The following is a 17,128-nucleotide window of genomic DNA, read 5'->3' as shown; positions in this document are numbered from 1 at the left end:
TAAGAACACGTTCCACTTCGCACAAGGGGCGCAAGCCGACCGGCCTAGTCGCGTCTGCCGGCAATCATGTTTCCGCGGGGCAGTTGGGGGCACGCTCGCACTGGCCGTGTTCAACGTTGTACACGGCGGATGGCGACCTGAATGGAGGCCCGCGTTGAGCGGCAGGAACCCTGGCGACCACGACATACGCAGGCGCACGATGCTCACCGGGATCACCGGTGTCACCGGTGCGCTGGCACTGGGCACACCGGCCCGGGCGACGCAGAGCGAGCCGGACCCGCCGGTCAACATCCTCTTCGCGATCGCGGACGACTGGGGCTACCCGGACGCCGGCGCGTACGGCTCCCGCGCCGCGAGGACGCCCACCTTCGACCGGCTCGCCCGCGAAGGCGCGCTGTTCACGCGCGCCTTCACCGCGGCCCCCTCCTGCACTGCGTCACGGAACGCGATCCTCACCGGCCAGGCGCCACACCGCCTCGGGGCGGGGGCGAATCTCTGGTCCGAGCTCCCGGCCACATTCGATGTCTATCCGACGCTCCTCGGGCAGGCGGGATACCGTGTCGGCCGGATGCGCAAGGGCTATGGCCCCGGCCCGTTCCCGCAGTGGCCGCACGACCCGGCGGGCCCGGGCTTCACGTCGTTCGCCGAGTTCCTGCAGGGGCAGCAGGACCGGACGCCGTTCTGCTTCTGGCTCGGCTCCTCCGATCCGCACCGGCCGTACGACCCCGAGTTCGGCAAGCAGTCCGGCATCGACCCGGCCGACGTGGACATCCCGCCGTACCTCCCGGACACGCCCGAGATCCGGGACGACGCCGTCAACTACCTGGCCGAAGTGCAGCGCTTCGACCGCGAGATCGGCGATGCCCTGCGGCTCCTGGAAGAGCGCGGGCTCGCCGAGAACACGATCGTGGTGATGACCGGCGACCACGGCTGGCCCTGGCCCCGGGCCAAGACCAACACGTACGACGCCGGCTCCCACGTGCCGCTCGCGGTCCGCTGGCCGGGCCGGGTCGCCCCCGGCACGGTGGTCGACCGCCTGACGGTGCTGAGCGATCTCGCCCCCACCTTCCTCGACGCCGCCGGGCTGCCCGTGCCCGGGGCGATGACCGGTCAGTCGCTGCTGCCGGCCCTCTCGGGCAGGGCCGCCCCGCGCGAGTTCGTCGTCATCGAGCGCGAGCGGCACTCCTACGCCCGGGAGGGGAACCTCGCGTACCCGGTCCGCGCGCTGCGGTCGGACCGGTGGCTGTACATCCGCAACTTCTTCCCGGAACGCTGGCCCGCCGGCGACCCGGAGCCGCCCGCGCCCGACCGGGGGGCCTTCGCCGATATCGACGCGGGACCCACCAAGACGCAGTTCCTCGAGAACCGGGACGAGCCGGGATTCTCCTGGGCGTTTCAGCTGGCCGCCGGCAAGCGGCCGGAGGAGGAGCTCTACGACCTCGACGCCGACCCGCACAGCCTGAAGAACCTCGCGGACGATCCGCGCCGGGCCGCGGTGAAGGCCCGGCTCCGCGGGCAGCTGCGGAGCTGGATGATCCGGACCCGCGATCCGCGTGCCAAAGACCCACGGACCGATTTCTGGGACAAGGTCGAATACTTCGGCTGACGCCCTGTCCTGGCCCCGCCCCAACTCCCCGTCCTGGCGCTACGCTCCGCGCCGCTCGGCCACCGCCCGCGCCACCTCCGCGTCCACCAGGTCGTGGTTGAGCGCGAAGGCCGCCGCCGCGCCCTTGCCCGCGGCCGAGATGACCAGGGCGCGGGGGTCGCCGGCGTTGCCGACCGCCCAGATGCCCGGGACGCTGGTGCGCCCGGCGTCGTCGGTGGCCACGAAGCCGGCCGGGGTGCGGTCGCAGCCGAGGCCGTCCAGGACGCCGTCGTTGGGCACCATCCGCGGGAAGACGAAGGCCACCTCGCACGGCACCACGCGGCCGTCCGCCAGCTCCACGCCGCGCAGGCGGTCGGCCGCGGTCGCCACGCCCTTGATCGCACCGGCCGGGGCGATGCGTACGCCACGGGCCGCAAGCCGATCCCGGTCGTCGTCGGCGAGCGGCAGCTCGCCGGGGACGTACACGACATCGTCGGACCACTGCCGCACCAGCAGCGCCTGACTGACGGAGACCGGGTGCGTGCCGAGCACCGCGAAGGCCCGGTCGCGGACCTCGTAGCCGTGGCAGTACGGGCAGTGCAGCACGTCCCGGCCCCAGCGCTCCCGCAGGCCCGGTATCTCCGGCAGCTCGTCGCGCAGCCCGGTCGCCATGACCACGTGCCGGGCGTGCAGCACGGGGCCGCCGGCCAGGCGGACGGTGAAGCCATCGTCGGCGCCCGCGACCTCGTCGGCCTTCCCCGCGACCAAGTCGACCCCGTATCCGGCCACTTCGGCCCGCCCCACCTCGAGCAGCGCGGCCGGCGACATGCCATCGCGGGAGAGGAAGCCCTGCATGTGCGCGGCGGGGGCATTGCGCGGCTCCCCGGCGTCGATCACCGCCACCTTGCGGCGGGCCCGGCCGAGCACCAGGGCGGTGCTGAGGCCCGCGGCCCCGCCGCCGATGATCACGGCGTCGTACGAATCCTGCGGGGCCTCGCGCCCGTTGTCCTGTGCATCGCTCACGGCGATCACCTCCGGGACTCACTCTGCGGGGAGGCGGCCGAGTCGGACCAATAACGTTGCCGTTTCCGGGACGACCTGCGCCGGGCACGGTGAATGGCCCAGCAAGACAGCAAGGGAGTGGCCCAACTGTCTGGGCCGGATGCGGACTAGCCTCGCTGTCATGCGGATCTTCCTCGCCGGCGCCACCGGCGCCATCGGACAGCAGCTCATCCCCCAGCTCCGCGCCGCGGGACACGAGGTCACCGGCACCTCGCGCACCCCCGCGGGCCTGGCCCGGATACGCGCCCAGGGCGCTGCCGCGGTCCAGGCCGACGCTCTCGACGCCGCACGCCTTCGCGCCGCCGTCGCCGAGGCGGCACCGGACGCCGTCATCCACCAGCTCACCGACCTCGCCTCCGCCGACGGCGCGGCCAACGGCCGGCTCCGCCGCGAGGGCACCCGTAATCTCGTCGCGGCCGCCCGGGCCGCGGGCGTCTCGCGGATCGTCGCCCAGTCCGTCTCCTGGGCCTACGCACCGGGCGAGAACCCGGCCGCCGAAACCGTCGCGCTCGACACCGCAGCCCCGGCCCCGCGCGCCGCCATGGTCGGCGCCATCCAGGCGCTGGAGGAGACGGCCGCGGAGCTGGAGACGGCAGTGATACTGCGCTACGGCATCCTCTACGGCCCCGGCACCTGGTACGCGCCGGGCGGCGCGGTCGCCGCCGCCCTCGCGGGCGAGCCGGGCGCCCCCTTCCTCGGCAGCCCCCGCGCCGACGACGCCGTCAGCTCCTTCGTGCACGTGACGGACGCGGCAGCCGCCGCCGTCGCCGCGCTGACCTGGCCATCGGGCCCGGTCAACGTGGTCGACGACGAACCGGCCCCCGGCCGCGACTGGCTCCCCGTACTGGCGAAGGCCCTGGACGCCCCCGCCCCGGACCCGGCGCCCGGCCGCGAGGGCTGGCAGCGCGGCGCCGACGGCACCCTGGCCCACGAGCGCGGCTGGCGCCCGGCCTACCCGACCTGGCGCACGGGCTTTGCGGCGCAGCTCCAAGCCGAACAGCTCTAAGCCGACCGCTCGTCCAATTCCGCAATCAGCTTCTTGGGCGCGATCGCCCGATAGCTCTCCCCGACCCACTCCGCCAGCAGCTCCGCCCCCGGCGCCCCCTCCGGCGCCAACGGGATGCTCACCCACCCCGCCTTGCCGAGGCCATACCCCGCGGGCTCCGCGTCCGGCGCGCTCAGCGCATGCTCATGGACCTCCGGGTCCTTGAGCTTCACGGTCAGGCCAGGCGGATAGCTGCCGTCGTCGACGCCGAGGAAGACGAAGACCTTCTTGTTCACCTTGATGACCGACTCGCCCCACGGGAATTCCTCGTACGCCCCCGGCAGTCCGAGGGCGTACGAGCGGACCTGCTCCCGCACGGCAAGCGCGGCGCTTTCCTTACGCTTCGCCATGCGTCGCAGCGTACTTGCGGCCACTGACAGCGGCCGCCGCACGCGGCGCGGGATCCTCCATGAGCTGGTCGTCCGGGGTGTCCGGGTCGATCAGCCGGTTCAGGCGGCGCGGCACGTCGAAGCCGACGAGCAGGATGACCACCAGGGTCAGCGAGAAGGCCAGCACCGCCAGCGCGCGGCCCAGCGACATCCCGCCCGCCAGGTGCGCGCCGAGCACCGGCGCCACCGCGCCGCCGAGCGCGCCCACGTTGTAGACGAAGCCCAGCGAGGCCGCGCGCTTGGCGACCGGGAAGTGTCCGGCGATGTACTTCGGCAGGATGCCTGAAATGCCCTGGCTCAGCGCCAGCATGCAGAACAGCAGCACGCCGAGGCCGAACATGCTGTCCTTCATCGCGAACACCGGGAAGATGAAGGCGAGCGAGGCCAGCAGCGTGACGGCGTACGCCTTCCGCGTCCCGAGCCAGTCGCCGACGAAGCCGGCCAGGCAGGAGCCGAGCATCGTGCCGAAGCCCGCGTAGTACATGACGTCGGTGACCTGGTCGGGGCTGTAGCCGAGCTCGGTCTTCAGATACGTCGGCAGCAGCGCCTGTATCGGCCAGCTGTACAGGAAGGCCGCGAAGACCGTGACCATCAGCGTCACGTACAGCACCCACGCCTTCCGGCCGCCGAGCTGCGCCGCGAAGGCGATCAGGCACCCCGCCGTCAGCAGCGCGAGCGGCAGCACCGCCCCGGTTCCGTACGGCGTGAAGATGAGGAAGAGCGCCACCGACGCCGCCGCCGCGAGCACCGTGTTCACCACGGCCTTGCGCCGCTCGTCGAACAGCGGCCGGAAAGGGTTCGGCCGCTCCTGCTCCTCCCCCGTACCGCCGCCGCCGACCTGCTCCGCCCAGTCCTCCGCCTCCGGCAGCACCCGCCGCAGCCACAGCGCGGCCGCGATCGGCAGGATGCCGATGAAGAACATCCAGCGCCAGCCGAGGTTCGGCACCACCCACTTGTAGACCTCGGCGGCCAGCACCGAGCCGAAGGCGAAGCCGGAGATCAGGAAGCCGGAGGCGCGGTTGCGCATCCGCTTCGGCCAGGACTCCAGGACGTACGTGGCCGAGGCGCTGTACTCCCCCGCCATGCCCGCGCCGATCAGCAGCCTCGCCGCGAAGAGGCTCAGGTAGTTCCAGGCGAGCCCGGAGGCGAAGGTGCCTACGGAGAACAGCACGATGGACGTGACCATCGCCATCTTCCGCCCGTACCGGTCGCCCATCGCGCCCAGCAGCGCGCCGCCGATCCAGCGGGTGATGAACGCCGCCGAGACCAGGCTCGCCGCCTCCACGGTGCTCAGCCCGAACTCGTCCGAGATCTCGGTGAGCACCAGCGTGATCAGCACGAAGTCGAAGCCGTCGAGGACGTATCCGATCCAGGACGCCGCCATCGCCTTCCACTGCTGCCGGCTCAGCTGCCGGTACCAGCGGACGTTCTGCACCGCCCCCGCCGCGCTCACAGCAGGCCGGCCTTCTCGAGCAGGCCGCGGATGTCCTTCACGTGCTCGTCGGAGAGCGGCAGCTGCGGGGCGGCGGTCGCCGGGGAGGCGATGACGCCGCGGAGGTGCAGCGCGGCCTTGAAGGCGCCGAGGGCGGAGGCGCTGCGGCTCATGGAGCCGTCGGCGTCGCCGAAGTCGGTGATCGCGAAGAGGGCGGCGAGGCGGTCCTGCGCGGCGGCGGCCTCGGCCCACTTGCCGTCGCGGCACAGCCCGTACAGCTCCACACAGCCCGCCGGGTCGACATTGCCGAGGCCCGGCACCACGCCGTGCGCGCCGGCGAGCAGCGCGCCGTCCACGACCATCTCGGCGCCGGTGAGCACCGAGAAGCGCTCCAGCAGGCCGCGCTCGCGCAGCCGCACCATGAGCCGGCGCAGCGAGGCGTCGTCGCCGCTGGAGTCCTTGAGCCCGGCGAGGGTGCCGTCCGCGGCGAGGGCGAGGACGGTGTCGCGGGAGAGCTTGGAGTGGACCGAGACCGGGATGTCGTACGCGAAGAGCGGCAGGTCCACGGCGGCGCGGATGCGGCGGAAGTGGTTCGCGATCTCGGCCGGGTGGGTCAGCGTGTAGAAGGGCGCGGTGGCGACGAGCGCGTCGGCGCCGGCCTCCCGCGCCATCCGGGCCTGGTCGATCACCCGCGCCGTCGTCATGTCGATCACACCGGCGAGCACCGGCACCCGCCCGTCGGCCGCGGCCACGGCGGCCTCCAGGGCGGTACGGCGCTGCGCGTCGCTCAGGTACGCGGTCTCGCCGCTGGAGCCGAGCAGGAACAGGCCGTCCACGCCGGCGCCGACGAGGTGCTCGGCGAGGGAGCGCATCGACTCCGTGTCCACCTCGCCCTCGGCGGTCAGCGGGGTGCAGAGGGGCGGCACGACGCCCGTGAAGGGGGCGGGGAACGACATTGGTCTCTCCTGAGAAAACGATCGGACATTGGACGTCCCATGTCCGATTCAGAATCTCTCCTACGGACCGCATCGACGTCAAGGGCCCAGCGCCCTAAGCTGCGGCAATGGCCAGCACAGCCCGCTCATACGACCTTGTCCTGTTCGGCGCCACCGGCTTCGCCGGGCGCCTTACCGCGGAGTATCTCGCCGCCTACTCCCCAGAGGACTTCCGCTGGGCGGTGGCAGGACGCAGCCGCACCAAGCTCGAAAAGCTCCGCGCCGAGCTCGCCAAGCCGGACCTGCCCCTCCTCGAAGCGGACGCCGCCGATCCCGCCGCGCTGCGCACCCTCGCCGCCGACACCCGCGTGCTCGCGACGACGGTCGGCCCGTACCTGAAGTACGGCGAGCCGCTCGTCGCCGCCTGCGCCGCCGAGGGCACGGACTATCTCGACCTGTGCGGCGAGCCGGAGTTCGTCGACCGGATGTATCTGCAGCACGACGCCGCCGCCCGCGAGTCGGGCGCCCGGCTGATCCACGCGGCGGGCTTCGACTCGGTGCCGCACGACCTCGGCGCGTACTTCACCGTCAAGCAGCTCCCGGAGCGGGTGCCGCTGACGGTGGACGGTTTCGTACGGGCCGGGGGCATGATCTCCGGCGGCACCCTCGCCTCGGCGATGAACGCCATGTCCCGCCCCGGCGCCATGGCCCGCACCGCCCGCGAACGCCGCCACGCCGAGCCCCGCCCCGCCGGCGGCCGCCGGGTCCGCGCACCCCTGGGCGTCCCGCGCCGCGCCGCCGACGTGCACGCCTGGGCGGTGCCGCTGCCCTTCATCGACGCCCAGATCGTGGCCCGCTCCGCCGCGGCCCTGGACCGCTACGGGCCCGACTTCCGCTACCGCCACTCCGCCGCGATCAAGCACCTCCCGATCGCGGCCGGCGGCATCGCGGGCTTCGCCGCCTTCACGGCGGCCGCGCAGCTGTCCCCGGTCCGCCGCTTTCTCTCCTCCAGGCTGGCGCCCGGCACCGGGCCTTCGCCGGAGAAGCGCGCCCGCAGCTGGTTCAAGGTCCGCTTCGTCGGCGAGGGCGGCGGCCGCAAGGTCATCACCGAGGTCGCGGGCGGCGACCCGGGGTACGGCGAGACGGCGAAGATCCTCGCGGAGTCGGCGCTGTGCCTGGCGTACGACAAGCTGCCGGAGACCGCCGGCCAGGTCACGACGGCGGCGGCGATGGGCGATGCGCTGATCGAGCGCCTCACCGCGAAGGGCATCACCTTCCGGGTGGTGCACGCCTCGCCGTGAGCCCGGCCGACGCGGGCCAGTGAGCCGCCTCAGCCGGGAAGCTGCTGCCGGTACTGGGCCAGCGCCGGGGCGGTCTTCGTCGCCAGGAACTCCGTGATCCGGTACTCGCACACCCCGGCCGTCACGAACGGGTCGGTGGCGGCGAGCGCCTCCGCCTCCGCGCGGTCCTTGGCCGCGGCGATGATGATGCCGCCGTCGCGGGGCTGCTTGCGGCCGGAGGCGAGGGCGATGCCGTCCTCGTAGAGTCGCTCCAGCCACGTGACGTGGTCGGCGAGGGCGGCGTCGACCTTGTCGACGGGGGCGGTGTAGGTGAGCTCCATAACGAACATGGAGCTCACCTTAAAGCCCCTGGTCATCACCCCAGCCGGGCCACCCGCCCCTTCTCCCCGGCCGCCCAGCACCCGCGGTCCTGCGCGCAGTCGACCGTGTCGAACGAGCCGTCGTCGAAGGCGTGCCACGTGCGCCCCGCGTCGACCGTGATGTCCGTGCCGGTCGGGCCGACCGCCAGGGCCATCGTGCGGGTGCGCGGCAGCCACGCGACGCCCGAGCGGTACGCGGGTGGCGGCTCCGCGGCGGCCGTCCAGTTCGCGCCCGCGTCTCTCGTACGGGCCGCGGCCTGCGGGGACGCCTGGTCCGGGCGGTAGTCGCCGCCGACCGCGAGGCCGTGGCCCGCGTCGCGGAAGGCGAGCGCGAAGACGCCGCGGGCCGGGTCGCCGGCCGGGATGGACGTCTCCGTCACCGACCACGTACGGCCCCGGTCCGCGGTGTGGAAGACCCGCCCGACCTTGCCGCCGCCGGTGGCGAACCAGGCGTCCCGGGCGCCGGACGCGACCAGGCACTGCCCGCTCGCCGCGAAGCCCGCCTCGCCCTCCAGCGCGGGCGGCATGCCGTCGGACGGCAGCACCCGCCACGAGCGGCCGCCGTCGTCGGTGGCCAGGATGCGATACTTGCCGTCGACCGGGTCGCTCATCGCCAGCCCGTGCCGGCCGCCCGCGAAGAAGTCGAGGCAGTCGTAGAAGGCCTTGGGGTCGTCGTTACGGAACGTCTCCCGCCACGACTCCCCGCCATTGTCGGTCCGGTACACCCGCGAGTCGCCGCCCTCGCCGATCGACAGCGCCACCGCCCGCCGGGCGTCAAAGGCCTCGATGTCGCGGAACTCCAGCTCGCCCGTCCCCGGCGGCCCCACGCTGCGCCAACTGCCGCCGCCGTCGGTGGTGCGCAGCACCGTCCCGCCGGATCCGGAGGCCCACGCCACGTCGCGGCTCACCGCGGACAGGCCGCGCAGCCGGGCGTCGCTGCCGGTGTCCTTCAGCTGCCAGCCGGGGAGCGAGGCCGACGGCGCCGCGGCCTGGGCCGGGGTGATGGGCCCGGTCGCGAGCGCCGCTGCCAGCAGACCAAGTGCGGTCCGCCGCAGGAGAGTTCGGTGGGGTGTCATGAGCAGGGAAACTAGCAGGGGCGAAGGCCGCTGAGGAGACCCATTCCTTGATCAGACTCTGGCCTGTTCCGCCCGCCCCGCCCGCTGCACGCGCTCCGCCGCGCACGCCGACGGCAGCGCCGGATGCCGCCCCAGCAGCACCACGCCAGCGACGATCGCCGCAAGCCCTGCCGCCTGCCAGGCCAGCGCCCCCGGATCCATCCGCACCCGGTCGCCGAGGAATCCGACCCCGCAAGCGATCCCGGCAAGCGGCTGCGCCGCCGTCAGCGCGGGCAGCGACATCCGCAGCGGCGCCATCTCGAAGGCGCTCTGCACCAGCACCAGCGCGGTGACCCCGATTCCGACGATGGCGTACGGCTGCCAGTGCACGAGCAGCACCGCGACGCCGTGTTCCGCGGCGAGTTGGCCGGAGGTGCGGGTCAGGGCGTCCTGCAGCCCGTAGAGCAGCCCGGCCGCCAGGGACAGCACCGCCGCCTCCACCGTGGGCCGCGATCGCTTGGCCGCCGCGACCAGCACCACGGCGAGGCCGACCACGACCCCGACCACCGTCCAGTGCCGCAGCGCACCGGCGTGCGGGCCGCCGCCGGACGGCTGCCCGGCGACGATGAACGCCGTCACCCCCAGCGCCAGCAGCGCCGCCCCCGACCAGCCGTGCCACCCGAGCCGCTGCCCGCCGAGCCGCCGGGAGACGGCCAGCGCGAAAAGCAGGTTGGTCGCGGTCAGCGGCTCGACCAGGGAGATCTCGCCGTGCGCGAGCGCGAGGGCGCTGAGGACCATGCCCGTCACCATCAGCGCGATGCCCAGCCGCCACTGCGGCATCCGCATCAGGTCGAGCAGCAGACGGAAGGAGAGGAAATCGGCGAGCGGCGCACGCTGCGCGGCGCGCTGCTGGAGCACGAAACCGGCCCCCAGGCAGCCCGCGGCACCCACCGCTAAGAGGATGACGGCCACGCCCATAAACATACCGGCGCCCTGGCGCCCCTGATGCCCGCTCTTAGCCCGGATCGGGGGCGGGGCCCAGCCTCAGCCGGAGGAAAGCGGGGCGGTAGAGGGCGACGTTGCGGTTGACGTTGGTAGAGACGGCGGACGCGGAGGCGTCCAGCCAGTTGACGTCGTAGCTGAGGAGCAGCCGCCCGCCCTTGCTCAGCTCGGGGTGGACCTGCGGGTTGTAGACGGCGGCGCCGTCGCGGGGCGCGGTGTCACGGGGCAGCGGGGCCTCGATCGAGCGGGTGGGGCCGTGCCAGGGGCCGGTGGCCGAGCACGACCAATAGGACGTGATGTGGCTGAGGCCCTTCCGGCCGCCGTCGCCCGCGTCCATGGTGAACAGCACCCAGGTACCGTCCTGCCGTACGACGCTGAAGGCGCTGCCCACGCCGCGCTTGCCGCGGTCGCCGAGCACGGGCGCGGCCTTGGCCGGGTCCGTACGCCATGCGTCGCCGTCCCAGTAGCGCCAGGCGCCGCGGTCGGCGAGCCGGCCGGCGGGTACGCGGGCGACGTAGGCGCTGGAGGTGCCCTTCTCCGCCTGGGCGTTGCGGCCGTCGCTGCCGCCGAAGACGTACGTGTGGCCGCCGTGCGTCACGCTCCCGGCCCCGTACAGGACCCGCTTGTCCGGGTTCTTGACCCCGGACTGGTCGCTGACCTGCTCGACCGACTGGACGCGGAGGTCGGGGAGGGAGAGCGTGGCCACCTCGGTGCCGAGGGGCACGCCGTAGATCCAGGGCGCCTGCGCCTGCTGCCGCTTCCAGAGCAGCACGCGGACGACCTTCTTGTCGGCGCCCGGCCGCTCCGGCTCCACGACGGCCTGCACCGGCCAGCGCCACTGGGTGACGGGGGCGCTGGGGTCGGGGAAGAGCGGGGTGGGGGTGCCGCCCGGACCCTGGCCGAGGATGGTGCGCTCCAGGCGTCCGTCCGCCGACATCACCATGGCGGCGTTGCGCACCCACGAGGGCGTACGGCCGAGGGAGGTGTCGCGCCACGGATAAAGCTGACCCTGCTGGTTCGGCGGCCGCTTGACCGTGTCGAGATACGGATCGGAGGCAAGCCACAGCGTCCGCCCGTCGGGCAGCCGCACCGAATGATTGCCGTCGCCCCCGGTCCAGTCGTCGGCGCGCCCGGTGTCGTCCCCGTACCGGACGAACTCCTCGGTCATCCCCCGGTCCTTCGCCCACCGCGAGATCTGGAGGGGTCTGCAGGCCTGACCCTCGCCGTCGTCGTCCTCGTCGCGGTCGGCGTACACGATGACCGCGGCGGCGAGCAGCACGAGCAGCACGACGCCCATGCCCGTCCGCCGGGCGCCGTCGGGCCGTTGACCATTGCTCATCGCCCGCACGGTAGTTGGTTGGCGGGGATGTTCCCACCCACCCGCCCTATCGCTCCGCGCGGGAGGCGTGGTGGCGCGGCTGCCGGGCGGCGTGGGCGACGGGCTAGGGTCGAGCACATGAGCATCGTGGTGTACGAGGTTGGTGAGGCCGACGACGAGGTCGTACGCGCCGTGCGGCGGCTCCTCCCCCAGCTGTCCAGCGCGACCCCGCCGGATGCCCCCGCCCTGGCGGAGATGCTCGGCCACGACTCGAGCACGCTCTTCCTCGCGCGGTCCGGGCAGGACATCCTCGGCATGCTCACCCTCGTCACCTTCCCCCTCGCCACCGGCCTCCGCGCCCGTATCGAGGACGTCGTCGTGGACGAGGCCGCCCGCGGCAAAGGCGTCGGCGCCGAGCTCACCCGCGCCGCCCTCCGGGCCGCCGCCGCGGCAGGCGCCCGCACCGTCGATCTCACCTCCCGCCCCGACCGCGAGTCCGCCAACCGCCTCTACCGGCGGCTCGGCTTCGAGGCTCGTGACTCCGTCGTCTACCGGCACCTGCCGAAGGCGGACTGACCATGGCTGCCGACCGTCCCCTGGCCGTCTTCGACCTCGACGGCACGCTCACCGACACCCGCCACCGCCTGCATTACGTCGAGTCCACCCCCAAGGACTGGAGCGCTTTCTTCCGCGCCGCCGGTGAGGATCCGCCGCTGGCGCAGGGGGTGGCCCTGGCGCTGGAGCTGGGCAAGGAGTGCGAGATCGGGTACGTGACCGGGCGGCCCGAGTATCTGCGGAAGACCACGCTGGCCTGGCTCGCCGAGCACGGCCTGCCCGAGGGGCCCCTGTGGATGCGGCGCGCCAACGACCGCCGCCCCGCCCGCGTGACCAAGCCGCAGCTCCTGCGCGGCCTCGCCGCCGAGCGCCAGGTGGCCGCCGTCGTGGACGACGACGAGCAGGTCTGCGCAGCGTACGAAGCCGCCGGCTTCCGGGTCGTACGGGCGGACTGGATGCCCGCCGCGGAGGCGCTGCACGAGGCGCAGGAGGATGAGGGGCGGACCTGAGGCCCGCGTTCCGGATGCGCGGATTCGTGCAAACTTCTTCCGGCGGGGCGGCATTGCCGGTGGGGTGAGCGCATGCGGAAAACCAACCGGCCGAGCATCGCCATCCTGATCGCCGCCATCGTTGTGGGCTCGCTCTGCGCGGGCGCCCCAGGTGCGCGCGCCCACAAAGCCGCCGACACCTTCGACCTCGATACGGTCACCATCCCGGAGATGCAGGCCCGCAGGTCCGCGGGGAAGCTGACCTCCGCCCAGCTCACCAGCGCCTACCTGCGCCGGATCAAGGCCATCGACCCGAAACTCAACTCCGTACTGCAGCAGAACCCGTCCGCCCTCCGCCAGGCCGCCGCCAGCGACGCCCGGCAGCGCCGCGGCCACCTCCGCGGCCCGCTCGACGGCATCCCGGTCCTGCTCAAGGACAACATCGACACCCGCGACCTCCCGACGACGGCCGGCTCCCTCGCCCTCGCCGGCACCCCGCCCGCCGACGACGCCGCCCTCGTCACCCGGCTCCGCGACGCCGGCGCCGTCATCCTCGGCAAGGCCAACCTCTCCGAGTGGGCCAACTTCCGCGCCGCGAAGCCCACCTCGGGCTGGTCGGCCGTGGGCGGCCAGACCAACAACCCGTACGTGCTGGACCGCAACCCGTGCGGCTCCTCCTCCGGCTCCGCCGCCGCGCTCGCCGCCTCGCTGACGCAGGTCGCGATCGGCACCGAGACGGACGGGTCCGTGGTGTGCCCGGCGGGGATGACGGGCGTGGTCGGGCATAAGCCGAGCCTGGGGCTGGTCAGCCAGGACGGGGTCGTACCCATCTCGGCGGAGCAGGACACCGCCGGTCCGATGGCCCGGAATGTGACCGATGCCGCCCTGACCTTCGGGGTCATCAGCGGCACCGACACCGCCGCGGCCGCGCACGGCGGCCTGCGCGGCAAGCGCATCGGCCTGTGGCGGCTGCCCTCCCTCGGCAAGGACGTCGACGCCCTGATGTCCCGTACGGCGAAGAAGCTGCGCGCCGCCGGGGCGACCGTCGTCGAGGTGGAGATGCCGTATCAGAAGCGGCTCGGGGAGCTGGAGTTCCCGGCGCTGCTCAGCGAGTTCCACCGGGACATCGACGCCTATCTCGCGACCCGCAAGGGGCCCCGTGATCTGGCCGGGCTGGTCGAGTTCAACCGGACCCATCCGGAGGAGCAGACCTGCTTCGCGGGCCAGGAGCTCTTCGAGCAGGCGCTCGCCGCCCCGCCCACCACGGATCCCGGGTACCGGGCGATGCGCGCCGAACTGAACGACCTCTCCCGCCGCTCCATCGACGAGACGATGGCCGCCCACGACCTCGACGCCATCGCCTCACCCACGAACCCGCCCGCCTGGACCACGGACTGCGAGCGCGGCGACAACGATGTGATCCCGTCCTCGACCCCGGCGGCAGTCGCCGGCTACCCCTCCCTCTCCGTGCCCGCCGGCTTCGTGGGCGAGCTGCCCGTAGGCGTGCTCCTGATGGCGGGCGACCGGCAGGACGCGAGCCTGCTCTCGCTCGGCGCCGCGGTCGAGCAGCGGCTGCACGCCTGGCGCGCTCCCCGCTACCTCCCATCGATCGGTGGCGACACCACCCGGTAACCTCCCGGCATGTCGTCTCTCGGGCCCACCTTCCGCCGCCTCACGACCCAGCGGCTCACCCCCCGCCAGGCCCGCCGGGTACGGGCGATAACCGCGGCCGCGGCCATGGTCATCGTGGCCGCGGCCATGGCCGTGCAACTCAACGCCTCGCCCTCCCTGGTGACCCTCGCCCTGTACGGGTGCGCGCTGACGTTCTCCGGCACCGCGATCATGCTGAGCCACCTGGGCCGTACCCGGGTCGCGATGGCGGTGGTGGCGGGCGCGGTCGCGCTCGTGGCCGCGGTGGATCCGCTGCTGCGCTGACCATCTGCAGGCGCCGTTGGGGAACTGTCGTTCCCATTGCCTCGTCAAGAGAGTAGGCGGACAGGCGGCGGAGGGTGGGGTTCGGTGGCACGAAGATGGGTGGCGGCGGCCGGGACGGTGGCCATAGCGCTCGCGGCGGTGGCGGTTTTCACGTACGTGAGCGACCATCGCCCGCTGCGGGCCGACAGCCGCGATCAGCCGGCCCCCTCCCATTCCGGCGGCTCCCCCACCCCGACCCAGCAGGCCAAGCCGGCCCGACCGGGACCGGTGCTGGCGGTGAAGATAGACAATGCCGCGGCCGCCCGCCCGCAGACGGGCATCGACCAGGCCGACGTCCTCTACGTCGAGCGCGTCGAAGCCGGCATCACCCGCTTCTGCGCCGTCTTCTCCTCGCACCTCCCCGACGCGATCGGCCCGGTGCGCAGCGCCCGCGAGACGGACCTCGACCTCCTGCGCCAGTACGAGAATCCGGTGCTCGCCTACTCCGGCGCCCAGGGCAAGCTCAAGCCGTACATCCGCAAGGCCCCCCTCCGCCCGATGCCCCCGGAGAAGCTCTCCGGCTATTTCCGCGGCGGCAACCGCCCCGCCCCGCACAACCTCTACCTCCGCACCGCCGACGCACTGAAGGAAGCCCCCGAGATAGGCACCCCCCAGGACCTCGGCTTCGACCGCGGCCCGGCCCCGGCGGGCGGCAAGGCGACGCCTTCCCGTACGGTCCGCTTCCCGGCCGCGCGCTACGCCTTCGACTGGAAGTCCGGCGGCTGGCAGGTCTCGATGGACGGCACCCCGTCCTCGACGGCGGCCGGCAAGCGCCTCGCCCCGCCGAATGTGGTGATCCAGGAGGTCGACATCCGCAAGGGCGGCTTCGGCGACCGCTGGGGCAACAACTCCCCGTACACGGAGACCGTCGGCGAGGGCGACGCGACGGTGCTGCGCGACGGCAAGGCGTATCCGGTGCGCTGGGAGCGGCCGGAGGCGGACGCGATCACGAAGTACGAGACGGCCGACGGCAAGCCGATGCGCTTCGCGGAGGGCCAGGTCTGGGTGGTCTACGTCTAGAGCCTGTCTGACAAATGATCACCTGGCCGCTTCACGAAGCCAGAGGATCAGGGAGGCGAGGACGACTCCCGCGCGGTAGCGGTCCGCGAGCTTGTCGAACCTGGTTGCGATCGCGCGGAACTGCTTGAGGCGGGCGAAGCATCGTTCGACCACGTTGCGGTCGCGGTAGCTCTCCGTGTCGAAGATGGGTGGCCGACCACCGCGGCGCCCCCGGCGTCGGCGGTTGGCCACCTGGTCGCGGCGCTCGGGGATCGTGGCGGCGATGCCCCGGCGCCGCAGTAGGTGACGGATTGCCCTGCTGGAGTAGGCCTTGTCACCCAGCACACGGTCCGGTGTCGTGCGCGGGCGGCCCGTGCCGGCACGCGGGGTGCGGATCCCGTCGAAGACGTCGGCGAACGCGGTGGCGTCGTTGGCGTTACCGGGTGTGAGCACGATCGACAGCGGCAGGCCCCGGCCGTCGACGGCCAGGTGGACCTTGGTGGTCAATCCGCCCCGGGACCGGCCGAGGGCCTGGCACGCCTGCGAGCGGCCCGGATCTTCCACTTCGTCCCCGTCCGCGTCCCCCTTTTACGGGCGCTTGCAGCGTGCTGGTGGGCCCTGCTGACCGTGGAGTCGACGGCAACGGTCCACTCCACCCGGCCCACCGCGTCGTCACGGACCTGGACGTGCTTCAGCAGCTTCGCCCACGTGCCATCGCCGTCCCAGCGGGCGAACCGCTCGTAGACGGTCTGCCACGGCCCGTACCGCTCGGGTAGGTCGCGCCAAGGAGCCCCGGTCCGCAGCCGCCACAGCACCCCGTTGACCACCTGCCGGTGATCACGCCACGGACGGCCGCGTCCATTCACCTGCGGCAACAGGGGCTCTATATGCCCCCACGCCGCATCCGTCAACTCACCTCGACCTGCCACAAGATCAATTATCAGACCGGCTATAGAGTCCCTCCCGTGGCGAATCATCAGGACGAGACCAGGGCGGCCTACGACGGAGTCGTCGAGCTGTACGCATCACTGTTCGCAGACCGGCTGGAGACACAGCCGTTCGCCCGGGCCATGATCGGCACCTTCGCCGAACTGGTGCGCGCTACGGGCAACCTGCGGGCAGCGGACGTCGGGTGCGGGCCCGGACATCTGACGGCCATGCTGCACGAACTGGGCCTGAATGCCTTGGGACTCGATCTCTCCCCCGGCATGGTCGACCACGCCCAGCGGGCCCATCCGGCGCTGCACTTCCAGGAGGCACGGATGGAATCCCTGCCGATCGAGGACGGCGCGCTCGGTGGCGTACTGGCCCACTACTCGATGATCCACACCCCTCCGGAGGAGCTGCCGGAGCTGCTCGCCGAGCAGGGACGCGTCCTGGCGCCGGATGGCCTGCTCCTGGTTTCCACGATCCGGCCTCCGAACGGGGCTTTCTCGACGCCCACTGCTTACCCGCCGCTCGTAGGTCCTGCCCGGCAATACCTGCCAGATGTCGGCGCACCTCCGGACTGCCAGCTCGGCGGACGCGCGCTGATCCGACGGGAATTGTCAGACACCGCCTAGACGGGGTCGACTAACGCCCTTCTGTGGCGTGCGAGTCGTGGCAGAGTCGACCCAGGCTCCTCAATGA

At 72.9% G+C, this 17,128-nt stretch carries 17 protein-coding genes and 1 pseudogene; 9 read left to right on the top strand and 9 right to left on the bottom strand.

Annotated features, from left to right (window positions below; genetic code table 11):
- Positions 1 to 154: 154 nt before the first annotated feature.
- A complete protein-coding gene (locus ACNNMR_RS39695) occupies positions 155 to 1,606 on the top strand; it encodes a sulfatase (RefSeq protein ID WP_419999578.1) in 1,452 nt (483 codons plus the stop codon).
- A 39-nt stretch (positions 1,607 to 1,645) separates the two neighbouring features.
- Here the strand turns inward: ACNNMR_RS39695 and ACNNMR_RS39690 are convergent, their stop codons facing one another.
- Positions 1,646 to 2,608, bottom strand: coding sequence for an NAD(P)/FAD-dependent oxidoreductase (locus ACNNMR_RS39690; protein WP_419999577.1), 963 nt, complete (start codon positions 2,606 to 2,608; stop codon positions 1,646 to 1,648).
- 160 nt (positions 2,609 to 2,768) lie between these two features.
- On the opposite strand from ACNNMR_RS39690, the gene ACNNMR_RS39685 reads away from it, so the two are divergent.
- Complete coding sequence (locus ACNNMR_RS39685) at positions 2,769 to 3,653, top strand: NAD-dependent epimerase/dehydratase family protein (RefSeq protein WP_419999576.1); 885 nt, start codon at positions 2,769 to 2,771, stop codon at positions 3,651 to 3,653.
- Here the strand turns inward: ACNNMR_RS39685 and ACNNMR_RS39680 are convergent.
- Genes ACNNMR_RS39680 through ACNNMR_RS39670 form a run of 3 tightly spaced genes read right to left on the bottom strand, consistent with a single transcriptional unit; the run spans position 3,650 to position 6,469 of the window.
- Complete coding sequence (locus ACNNMR_RS39680; protein WP_419999575.1) at positions 3,650 to 4,042, bottom strand: MmcQ/YjbR family DNA-binding protein; 393 nt, start codon at positions 4,040 to 4,042, stop codon at positions 3,650 to 3,652. The genes ACNNMR_RS39685 and ACNNMR_RS39680 overlap by 4 nt on opposite strands.
- Positions 4,029 to 5,534, bottom strand: coding sequence for a sialate:H+ symport family MFS transporter (locus tag ACNNMR_RS39675; RefSeq protein WP_419999574.1), 1,506 nt, complete (start codon positions 5,532 to 5,534; stop codon positions 4,029 to 4,031). Before ACNNMR_RS39675 ends, ACNNMR_RS39680 begins: the two co-directional genes overlap by 14 nt.
- On the bottom strand, positions 5,531 to 6,469 hold the full coding sequence (locus ACNNMR_RS39670; protein WP_419999573.1) for a dihydrodipicolinate synthase family protein: 939 nt from the start codon (positions 6,467 to 6,469) through the stop codon (positions 5,531 to 5,533). The genes ACNNMR_RS39675 and ACNNMR_RS39670 overlap by 4 nt, the downstream gene beginning before the upstream one ends.
- Positions 6,470 to 6,576: 107 nt before the next feature.
- Between ACNNMR_RS39670 and ACNNMR_RS39665 the strand changes: the two genes are divergently transcribed.
- Positions 6,577 to 7,749, top strand: coding sequence for a saccharopine dehydrogenase family protein (locus ACNNMR_RS39665; protein ID WP_419999572.1), 1,173 nt, complete (start codon positions 6,577 to 6,579; stop codon positions 7,747 to 7,749).
- 29 nt (positions 7,750 to 7,778) lie between these two features.
- On the opposite strand, the gene ACNNMR_RS39660 is transcribed toward ACNNMR_RS39665, so the two are convergent.
- The 4 genes from ACNNMR_RS39660 to ACNNMR_RS39645 are packed head-to-tail and all read right to left on the bottom strand — an operon-like array spanning position 7,779 to position 11,504.
- Complete coding sequence (locus ACNNMR_RS39660; protein ID WP_419999571.1) at positions 7,779 to 8,078, bottom strand: YciI family protein; 300 nt, start codon at positions 8,076 to 8,078, stop codon at positions 7,779 to 7,781.
- Positions 8,079 to 8,104: 26 nt separating this feature from the next.
- On the bottom strand, positions 8,105 to 9,184 hold the full coding sequence (locus tag ACNNMR_RS39655) for a WD40/YVTN/BNR-like repeat-containing protein (protein ID WP_419999570.1): 1,080 nt from the start codon (positions 9,182 to 9,184) through the stop codon (positions 8,105 to 8,107).
- Positions 9,185 to 9,235: 51 nt separating this feature from the next.
- Positions 9,236 to 10,141, bottom strand: a complete 906-nt coding sequence (locus tag ACNNMR_RS39650; protein ID WP_420000636.1) for a DMT family transporter — start codon at positions 10,139 to 10,141, stop codon at positions 9,236 to 9,238.
- A 37-nt stretch (positions 10,142 to 10,178) separates the two neighbouring features.
- Positions 10,179 to 11,504: a DUF4185 domain-containing protein gene (locus tag ACNNMR_RS39645; RefSeq protein WP_419999569.1), complete on the bottom strand. Its 1,326-nt coding sequence runs from the start codon at positions 11,502 to 11,504 to the stop codon at positions 10,179 to 10,181.
- Between the two features lie 117 nt (positions 11,505 to 11,621).
- Between ACNNMR_RS39645 and ACNNMR_RS39640 the strand changes: the two genes are divergently transcribed.
- From ACNNMR_RS39640 to ACNNMR_RS39620, 5 genes are all read left to right on the top strand, one after another.
- Positions 11,622 to 12,059, top strand: a complete 438-nt coding sequence (locus ACNNMR_RS39640) for a GNAT family N-acetyltransferase (protein ID WP_419999568.1) — start codon at positions 11,622 to 11,624, stop codon at positions 12,057 to 12,059.
- A 2-nt stretch (positions 12,060 to 12,061) separates the two neighbouring features.
- Positions 12,062 to 12,547 (top strand): hypothetical protein, encoded by a 486-nt coding sequence (locus ACNNMR_RS39635; RefSeq protein WP_419999567.1) that lies wholly within the window; start codon positions 12,062 to 12,064, stop codon positions 12,545 to 12,547.
- A 72-nt stretch (positions 12,548 to 12,619) separates the two neighbouring features.
- The gene (locus ACNNMR_RS39630) at positions 12,620 to 14,158 is read left to right on the top strand and encodes an amidase (RefSeq protein ID WP_419999566.1); all 1,539 of its coding nucleotides are present in this window, start codon (positions 12,620 to 12,622) and stop codon (positions 14,156 to 14,158) included.
- A gap of 9 nt (positions 14,159 to 14,167) precedes the next feature.
- Entirely contained in the window at positions 14,168 to 14,461 is a 294-nt protein-coding gene (locus tag ACNNMR_RS39625) for a hypothetical protein (protein WP_419999565.1), read from the top strand.
- 84 nt (positions 14,462 to 14,545) lie between these two features.
- Entirely contained in the window at positions 14,546 to 15,520 is a 975-nt protein-coding gene (locus ACNNMR_RS39620; protein ID WP_419999564.1) for a DUF3048 domain-containing protein, read from the top strand.
- Here the strand turns inward: ACNNMR_RS39620 and ACNNMR_RS39615 are convergent.
- Positions 15,517 to 16,428, bottom strand: a pseudogene (locus ACNNMR_RS39615) (IS5 family transposase). The gene ACNNMR_RS39620 and the pseudogene ACNNMR_RS39615 sit on opposite strands and share 4 nt — an antisense overlap.
- Positions 16,429 to 16,464: 36 nt before the next feature.
- Here ACNNMR_RS39615 and ACNNMR_RS39610 point away from each other — a divergent pair.
- A complete protein-coding gene (locus ACNNMR_RS39610) occupies positions 16,465 to 17,061 on the top strand; it encodes a class I SAM-dependent methyltransferase (protein WP_419999563.1) in 597 nt (198 codons plus the stop codon).
- Positions 17,062 to 17,128: the final 67 nt, after the last annotated feature.

Source organism: Streptomyces boninensis, assembly GCF_048572725.1.
Classification (GTDB): domain Bacteria; phylum Actinomycetota; class Actinomycetes; order Streptomycetales; family Streptomycetaceae; genus Streptomyces; species Streptomyces boninensis.
Note: the sequence above shows the minus strand (reverse complement) of the source record. Positions and strands in the feature narration are given on the sequence as shown.

Excerpts from the sequence above, each read along its gene's own strand:
- ACNNMR_RS39640 (WP_419999568.1), top strand. The coding sequence starts at position 11,622 with ATGAGCATCGTGGTGTACGAGGTTGGTGAGGCCGACGACGAGGTCGTA.
- ACNNMR_RS39670 (WP_419999573.1), bottom strand. The coding sequence starts at position 6,469 with ATGTCGTTCCCCGCCCCCTTCACGGGCGTCGTGCCGCCCCTCTGCACC.
- ACNNMR_RS39645 (WP_419999569.1), bottom strand. The coding sequence starts at position 11,504 with ATGAGCAATGGTCAACGGCCCGACGGCGCCCGGCGGACGGGCATGGGC.
- ACNNMR_RS39685 (WP_419999576.1), top strand. The coding sequence starts at position 2,769 with ATGCGGATCTTCCTCGCCGGCGCCACCGGCGCCATCGGACAGCAGCTC.
- ACNNMR_RS39630 (WP_419999566.1), top strand. The coding sequence starts at position 12,620 with ATGCGGAAAACCAACCGGCCGAGCATCGCCATCCTGATCGCCGCCATC.
- ACNNMR_RS39680 (WP_419999575.1), bottom strand. The coding sequence starts at position 4,042 with ATGGCGAAGCGTAAGGAAAGCGCCGCGCTTGCCGTGCGGGAGCAGGTC.
- ACNNMR_RS39635 (WP_419999567.1), top strand. The coding sequence starts at position 12,062 with ATGGCTGCCGACCGTCCCCTGGCCGTCTTCGACCTCGACGGCACGCTC.
- ACNNMR_RS39660 (WP_419999571.1), bottom strand. The coding sequence starts at position 8,078 with ATGTTCGTTATGGAGCTCACCTACACCGCCCCCGTCGACAAGGTCGAC.
- ACNNMR_RS39625 (WP_419999565.1), top strand. The coding sequence starts at position 14,168 with ATGTCGTCTCTCGGGCCCACCTTCCGCCGCCTCACGACCCAGCGGCTC.
- ACNNMR_RS39665 (WP_419999572.1), top strand. The coding sequence starts at position 6,577 with ATGGCCAGCACAGCCCGCTCATACGACCTTGTCCTGTTCGGCGCCACC.
- ACNNMR_RS39650 (WP_420000636.1), bottom strand. The coding sequence starts at position 10,141 with ATGGGCGTGGCCGTCATCCTCTTAGCGGTGGGTGCCGCGGGCTGCCTG.
- ACNNMR_RS39655 (WP_419999570.1), bottom strand. The coding sequence starts at position 9,184 with ATGACACCCCACCGAACTCTCCTGCGGCGGACCGCACTTGGTCTGCTG.